Here is a 6,561-nt window from a genome sequence, read left to right as displayed (position 1 = left end):
TACGTGCGTACGGTGCGTACGGTGCGTACGGTGCGTACGGTGCGTACGGTGCGTACGGTGCGTACGGTGCGTACGGTGCGTACGGTGCGTACGGTGCGTACGGTGCGTGGTCATGATGAAGCTCCCCCATGGTCTGCTGTTTCGCTGCACCCCATGAGATGACGCCCCGCCAGGCGCCGTTCAGCCGGATCTGTCCGCATTCGGTAACAGCAACAAGCCCCCTGCCCACGGTGCGCAACCGCAGGCAGGGGGCTTGATCACCAACCTACTTCTTCTTGCCCTGGGTTTCGACCGCCCGGTTTTTGGGGCTGATCAGAGGGGTGCTCACCTCAACTGACCTGCGTTCGGGCGGTCGTTGGCGGTCGTTGTCTGTCGTTGCTGGTTGACCTCGGAGGTTCCAGACAGGTTCCGACTCGGGGCCCCTCATGGCCTCTAGCGCTAGAGGCCGGACCCTCTACCGCTAGAGGTCTCGCTAGCGGCCTACACCGCCTCTGACCAGGACGCTAGACGATAGGGGGGCTACCTGCGGAACCCCCGAGTTCTGCGCCTGGCGCGGCTCGCGGTGACCGGCTGCGGCCCCCTATCGGCTGGCCTCCCCCACAAGCAAGAGGAGCACCCGCGCCCGCCGTGGTCCTCTTGCTTGTGCGGGGCGGTCGTCCGAGTCTCCGTGAGTCGTTAGGCCCGCTAACGTTAGCGGCTCCGCTAGCAGGCACCCCTTACATTTGGGCCGCTATCGATAGCGGCAGGGGTTGCTAACGATAGCGACCCTGATAGCGACCAAACCCGCAGGTGACCAGGGCGTTAGCAGATAGCGGCCGATCGTCGCAGACCCCAGAAACGGCCCGATACGCGCTCCCGAGAGGGCCGCCCGCGCTGCTATCGCCCGAGGCTCCCTCCGACCGCTCAGGCATCGCTCTCGGCTGCCCGGTATGCCTCGTACTTCGTCCAGGCGCGTTCGAGCGTCTCGATGGCACGATCAATGGCGCCGCACTCTTCAAGGTAGTCAAGCTGGCCCTGCCGTCCCTCGCGTGAGGGCCAGTCTGGATCAGCGGAGACGTCCCGGGCGAGATCCCCGATGGCGTTGTGCTGGTCGGCATGGGTCTTCAACCACGCTGTGAAGCTCTTCGGCTTGGGCATGTCGGCATCCTTCCGCCGCCGCGTCGGAACAAACTCAATGAGGAGCGGCCTACGCCGCGCATCCCTTGGCGCTCGCTCCGCTCGCGCGTCGGCCACCATCGAGGCTGGGCGCCATGCTCGAACTGCGGCGCCGCTCATAAGAAGAGGCCACCTTCCCCCGGCGGGGTGGGGTGGTCTCTTCTGCCCGCATCGGCGTGGCGCTCCAAATGCCTCCCGATGCCTTCCAGGGACAGGCGGCAGACGCGGGCGCGGACCGCCGGCTCCCTACTGACCTGGAAGGCGTCCCGAGGCTCTTCAGCAGGGGGACGGCCGTGCGCCCCGCGCACCTGCCCCCTGAAAAGCCGCCCCGCCATCGCTCCCCGATGGCATCCGCAATGCGCCGAGTCCCGTCTCATCGCGTCTCAGTGCCTACTCGCGGACCGTGAGTCGCGGTGAGACGGGACTCACTACACTCCGGCCATCAGCGATGAGCACCTGACCTCTCCTACGGACAGGCTGAAACACCTTGATGTTGCAGCCGTCCCTCGGACCGAGACCTGCGGCCCTGACGGTGGCCGACACGCGAACCCGATCGGGCATGTGCCAACGCCGTGGCCATCGAGGAATGCGATGCCGGATGGGCGGAACGACGCGTCGCTCCGCGTCAGCGCCTCTGGTTGTCCCTCCAGTCCTTCCAGAGGGCGGCCCAAATGGCGGCGAGAACTCCCGCAACGACCGCGCACGGGCCAGCGGTCGAACCTTGACCGAGGACCACCAAGATCAATGCTATTACTGCCAATGACAGGCTGGCGGTCAGGAGGACGGTGCGCGCCACTTTGCCGCACATGCGCCTCCGCCGTGCCCACAGTTCGCATCGGGGACACGGACTGGGATGGGTGTTCGGCTGACTCCCGAAAGGAAGGGACGTACTCTGCACTTGCGGCTCCACGTGCTCGAACGTGCTGGAGTCCACGCGAGAGGGCTCATCTGATGCTGACCAGGCGGGTGATGGGCCCTCAGGCGTGTTTGTACGGAGTCAGCTCAACACTCCTTAATGCAAAGGCGAGGTAAAGTCGAAAAACTCGAACCCCTCGTTATCTCTTCGTTACAGGGGCTTGGTTCGACATCCGCTGGACAGTCGTCCGCCTCGACGTTGGCTGCACCTTGGTCAAGCGGCGAACCGAGGCGGTCGAGGGTGCAGCCGTCGCTAGAAGCGGCTGGCCAATCGCGACGCCCCGTAGTCGAGGGGACTCTTACGGCGTCACCTGCCGGGGGTGATTCCCAGTGGCTACGCTGGTGTGCACCAGCCACCGAATGGGGAGCGTGCTGCGGGAATGGCAGAGACCAAGACGGCTCGGGTAGAGCGCACGATCCGTGAGTGGGTCGGAGGGGGGAAGCTCTCGCCCGGTGACAAGCTGCCGTCCGAGCGCACGCTGACGACGGAACTCGACATCGGCCGCACCGCCCTGCGGCAGGCTCTCGCGCGGCTCGTAGCCGAAGGGGTCTTGGAGGTCCACGGCCGGAGTTCGTACCGAGTGCCGGCGCCCTCTCCGGCTCAGCGGCGGACGGGTGCCTCCTCAGGAGAGTTGGAACCGTGGCAGATCTACGGCGAGCGGCCCGTGTACGACAACCCTTGGGTCCGGCTTGACCTGGTCGACGTCGAGCCGCCGGGCGTGAAGCGCTTTGAGCACCATGTGGTGCGGCTACAGCACGTCGCCATCACGGCCGTGCTGGACGACCAGGACCGCGTGCTCATGCTCTGGCGCTACCGCTTCGTGCCAGATCAGTGGGGCTGGGAGCTCCCGGGCGGGATCGTGGACGCGGGCGAGGATGCCCGTACGTGTGCCGCGCGGGAAGTCGAGGAAGAGACGGGCTGGCGCCCCCGCGACCTTGAGCACGTCGTCACGTATCAGCCCATGGTCGGCATGGTGGACTCACCGCATGAGATCTTCGTAGCGCGCGGTGCCGACCAGGTGGGCGAGCCGAGCGATGCGGAGGAAGCGGGCCGCGTCGAGTGGGTACCGCTCGCGGACGTCCCCGACCTGATGGCGCGTGGTCAACTCATGGGCTCCGGCACCCTCGTTGCCCTCCTGCACGTGCTCGCGAGCAGGCAGAAGAGCACGCCTACAGCCTCTGGGTGAGCTGGTCTATGCGTCGGCGATGCCGCGCCGATCCGGTGCGGCTCGCTAACAGGCGCGCGGTCCGCAGGTGCTCTTGCGCCTGGTCGTACTCGCCGCGCGCCAAGTGCGCTTGGGCAAGGTCACACCTCAGCCCGGATTCGGCACGCACGAACGTGGAGTCGAGCGAATCGAGTGCCTGGTAGAGGCTGCCCACCGCGTCATCGTCCCCGAGCATCGCAAGGGCGTTGCCACGCCAGCGTGCCAGGTGTGAGCCGTTCAGGAAGATGCTCAACATGTCTGGGTCCCTGGCCTCATCACCGGGCGGGAGCACGGACGCAGCCAAATCCAGCGCGCGGCGGCAGTCGTCGGCCAGTTCGGGCCCAGCCTTGGCGCACAGCTCCGCTTCGGCCGCGTACAGCCACGCCTGAAGGCGGGGTGACATGCGGCCATCTGCTGCCCTACGAGCGTCGCGTACGAGCGCCACGGCCAGTTCCGGCCGCCCCGCCTCGCTGAGCACGTAAGCCTGTTCCGCCATGGCGTGCGCGAGGTACATGGGCTCTCCGGCTTCTTGAGCCGCCCGCTTGCCTAACTCGTAGTTCCGCCAAGCCCGTTCGACAGCCCCTGCGTCCAGGGCCTGCCAGGCCGCGAGCGTCGCGGCGGCAGCCAGCGCCTGAGCAACCGGCCGGCGGGTGTCAGGGAGGACCGCAAACGTGAGCGCGTCTTCAAGGCGCGCGAGGTGGCCCGTCATTTGGTCAACGAGAGCGGCGGCCCCCATCTGCCTGTCCATCGTGCGGAACAGCTCGGTCTGATCAGTGAAGGCCTTCACCATGCTCAGGCCGACGCTCCCAGCCGAATCGATTCGGCTGATCAGTTCGTCGTAGCCGCCCACCAGCGGCGGCCCGGCCGCCTGCGCCTCCCCGAGCAACTCACCATCGGTCAGGCCAAGGAGAGGCCGGAGAATCGCGGCGAACCTCGCCGAGATCTTGCGCCTGCCGTTCTCCCATTCGGAGACATAGACGCGGAGGCTCGCGGTCGTCGGAACGTCAAGGGCGTGCTGCCGGGCGTATCGCTCGATCTCCCGCACGAGACGTTCCTGAGACCAGCCGCGAGCATTTCGAGCGCCCTTCAGCCGTTCACTCACGCATACCGCCCCCAGTCGCCAGGGTGTTCGGACCTCACACCAGGATGCACCAAATCCCGCAGGTCGGAAGGGGTTAACACCACTCTTAACACCCCGGTTATTAGGGCCTGTTGGCTACCGGTACACCCTTCCGCGGGCGTTCCCTCGAAGCATGCAGCAACCGCGAATCTCCCAGATTCAGCGCACACCCTCTTGCATCTGGTGCGCACCAGATGGAAACTACTGGTGCGCACCAGATTGGAACGCGAAAGCGGGCCATGACGCGCATACGCCGTCATGGCCCGACACAGCAAGGAGCGGCCACCTACCGCCAAGCAGTCAGCCGCTCCCCGACCCTCGAAGGGGCAACTCCATGATGCCTGGAACCGAGACGATCGCGCCTCCCGCGTCGATCAACCGGCTTCGTTCGCAGGTGACCATGTACGGCGACTACGACCCGGACCAGCCAGTTCGCGTCGAGGTCCCCGTGAGCATGCACCTGTCTTTCTGGGACATCCTCGGTCTGCTCTCGTACACCTCCGGCGTGTGCGTTGCGTACGACGAGATGGACGATGACGACTACCTGCGGCAGTCGGTGCAGTTCGGTCTCATGCGCTACGGCGCGAGCGCGATCAAGATTCAGGCGCTGTCGGCGTGGCGGGCGTACTACGGCAACGGCTCCGCCGACGGCCCCTCGCCCGAGTTCCTGCACCGTCTCGGCACGGCCGTAACCCGCACCTTCGGCGTGACCTCGAAGGACGGTGCGGCATGACCGTCACTTTGAACCCGCCCTACACCCAGGCCGCACCGACAGGGGCGGAGCGGCCCGTGTGGGCTCAGCAGATCCTCGCTGCGCGTCAGGTCCGTGACTGGTCCCAGGCGGACGCGGTCCGTGAGCTGCGCAAGGTGTCGGCCGAGTCGCTGCCCGACGACGACACCATGATCCGGCAGTGGAAGCGCTGGGAGTCCGGCAAGACCATGCCGGGCGCCTTCTACAAGCCGCTCATCGCAAACCTGTTCGGCGCCTCCGTGCTCGGTCTCTTCCCCGAGGTGACCGGCGTCCCGGCAGAGCCGATCAACCCGCTGCGCCTGCGCACGCAGGTCGACCTGTTCGGCGGCCCCGAACCGCAGGACTGGCAGACCCGGGTAGAGATCCGCATCTCGGTCCACCCCACCGCCGATGAGCTGATGGGCCTGGTCATCTTTGGCGGAACGGGCGTGCTCACGCTCGCAGAGCTGGACGACGACGACGCGGTGACCGAGACCGTGCGCTTCGCCTTGGCCTACGGCGGGGCAGGCGAGGCGGCCACGTGGGCGCAACGGGTCCGCGAGATGTTCGCCGACCCCACGACGGGCCCGGAACTCCCCGCCGGATACCTCGTCAAGCTGCGCCGTGCGGTCGCGCGGGTCTTCGGGGTGGTCGCGTGAGCACCGCTCTGGACGCTCTGTACGCGCAGGTGAAGCCCGTCCCGGCCCCGGTCGTCTCCCTGGCGGAGATGGACCGGCGCCGGGAAGGCGACGACTTCCCCACCGTCCCCGTGAGCGGACTTGAGCTGACCCCGGCAGAGGCCGCTGCCGCGCTGTTCGAGACGGCCGCGGAAGACCTCGCGCTTCCGGTGCCCAGCACCGACGCCCTGCACGCGGCGCTCACGGCCGCCGTGAACACGCTCGGTCCGGCCGGGATCGCGGACATCACGCCCACCTTCGCGGGACTGCCCGCAGATGAGTTCCCCGAGGTGGCGCAGTGCCGCAAGTTCGCCTACCGGCTCGCCCTGTCGTTCTGGTACGAGGGGGCCCGTTCGCGGCCGATGACGGCCGGGGAAGTCGGCGTGGCCATCTACCTATCCAGCCTGACCCGCTACCGAATGGCCGACTTCCGAGATCTCCCGGGCCGCAAGCTGCTGCTGGCCCGCGCCATCCATGAGGGCGTGACGGCCGTGCCGACCGAGACCCTGGTCCGACTCGGCAAGGTGATGTCCGGCGAGTTGGGCGGAGTCGACCGCGACCGAGGTCAGGAGTGGCTGTACAAGCAGGCGCTGCCCGACTACCACCGCCGCCGCTTCGCCTTCGACCTGGTCCAGTGGAACCGGGAACAGCCCGCCCCGCTCATCGTGCGGCCAGACGCCGGCGGCTACCTGGTCGGCCTGACCCCGCCGCCCGGACCTGACGGCAAGTGGGCGCGACCGATGCGGGCGGAGTGGTGAG

6 protein-coding genes are annotated in these 6,561 nt (G+C 67.4%); 4 read left to right on the top strand and 2 right to left on the bottom strand.

Features of this window, described 5'->3' with window-relative positions; genetic code table 11:
* Positions 1-903: 903 nt before the first annotated feature.
* Positions 904-1,137 carry a YozE family protein gene (locus ACFY1E_RS43875; protein WP_389087119.1) on the bottom strand — a complete coding sequence of 78 codons (234 nt, stop codon included), beginning with the start codon at positions 1,135-1,137 and terminating at the stop codon, positions 904-906.
* A 1,313-nt stretch (positions 1,138-2,450) separates the two neighbouring features.
* Between ACFY1E_RS43875 and ACFY1E_RS43870 the strand changes: the two genes are divergently transcribed.
* Positions 2,451-3,257: an NUDIX domain-containing protein gene (locus ACFY1E_RS43870; protein WP_389087117.1), complete on the top strand. Its 807-nt coding sequence runs from the start codon at positions 2,451-2,453 to the stop codon at positions 3,255-3,257.
* On the opposite strand, the gene ACFY1E_RS43865 is transcribed toward ACFY1E_RS43870, so the two are convergent.
* Positions 3,241-4,320: an XRE family transcriptional regulator gene (locus tag ACFY1E_RS43865; protein ID WP_389087116.1), complete on the bottom strand. Its 1,080-nt coding sequence runs from the start codon at positions 4,318-4,320 to the stop codon at positions 3,241-3,243. The two genes, ACFY1E_RS43870 and ACFY1E_RS43865, sit on opposite strands and share 17 nt — an antisense overlap.
* A 409-nt stretch (positions 4,321-4,729) precedes the next feature.
* Here ACFY1E_RS43865 and ACFY1E_RS43860 point away from each other — a divergent pair, with 409 nt between their 5' ends.
* From ACFY1E_RS43860 to ACFY1E_RS43850, 3 genes are read left to right on the top strand one after another with little or no spacing between them, the layout of a single operon-like run.
* A complete protein-coding gene (locus tag ACFY1E_RS43860; protein WP_389087114.1) occupies positions 4,730-5,128 on the top strand; it encodes a hypothetical protein in 399 nt (132 codons plus the stop codon).
* Positions 5,125-5,784 (top strand): hypothetical protein, encoded by a 660-nt coding sequence (locus ACFY1E_RS43855; protein ID WP_389087112.1) that lies wholly within the window; start codon positions 5,125-5,127, stop codon positions 5,782-5,784. The genes ACFY1E_RS43860 and ACFY1E_RS43855 overlap by 4 nt, the downstream gene beginning before the upstream one ends.
* The gene (locus tag ACFY1E_RS43850; RefSeq protein WP_389087110.1) at positions 5,781-6,560 is read left to right on the top strand and encodes a hypothetical protein; all 780 of its coding nucleotides are present in this window, start codon (positions 5,781-5,783) and stop codon (positions 6,558-6,560) included. Before ACFY1E_RS43855 ends, ACFY1E_RS43850 begins: the two co-directional genes overlap by 4 nt.
* Position 6,561 lies beyond the last annotated feature (1 nt).

Origin of the sequence: Streptomyces sp. NPDC001604, from assembly GCF_042893475.1 — a bacterium.
GTDB lineage: Bacteria > Actinomycetota > Actinomycetes > Streptomycetales > Streptomycetaceae > Streptomyces.
The sequence above is the reverse complement of the archived record's forward strand: the minus strand, read 5'-3'. Positions and strand labels throughout refer to the sequence as shown.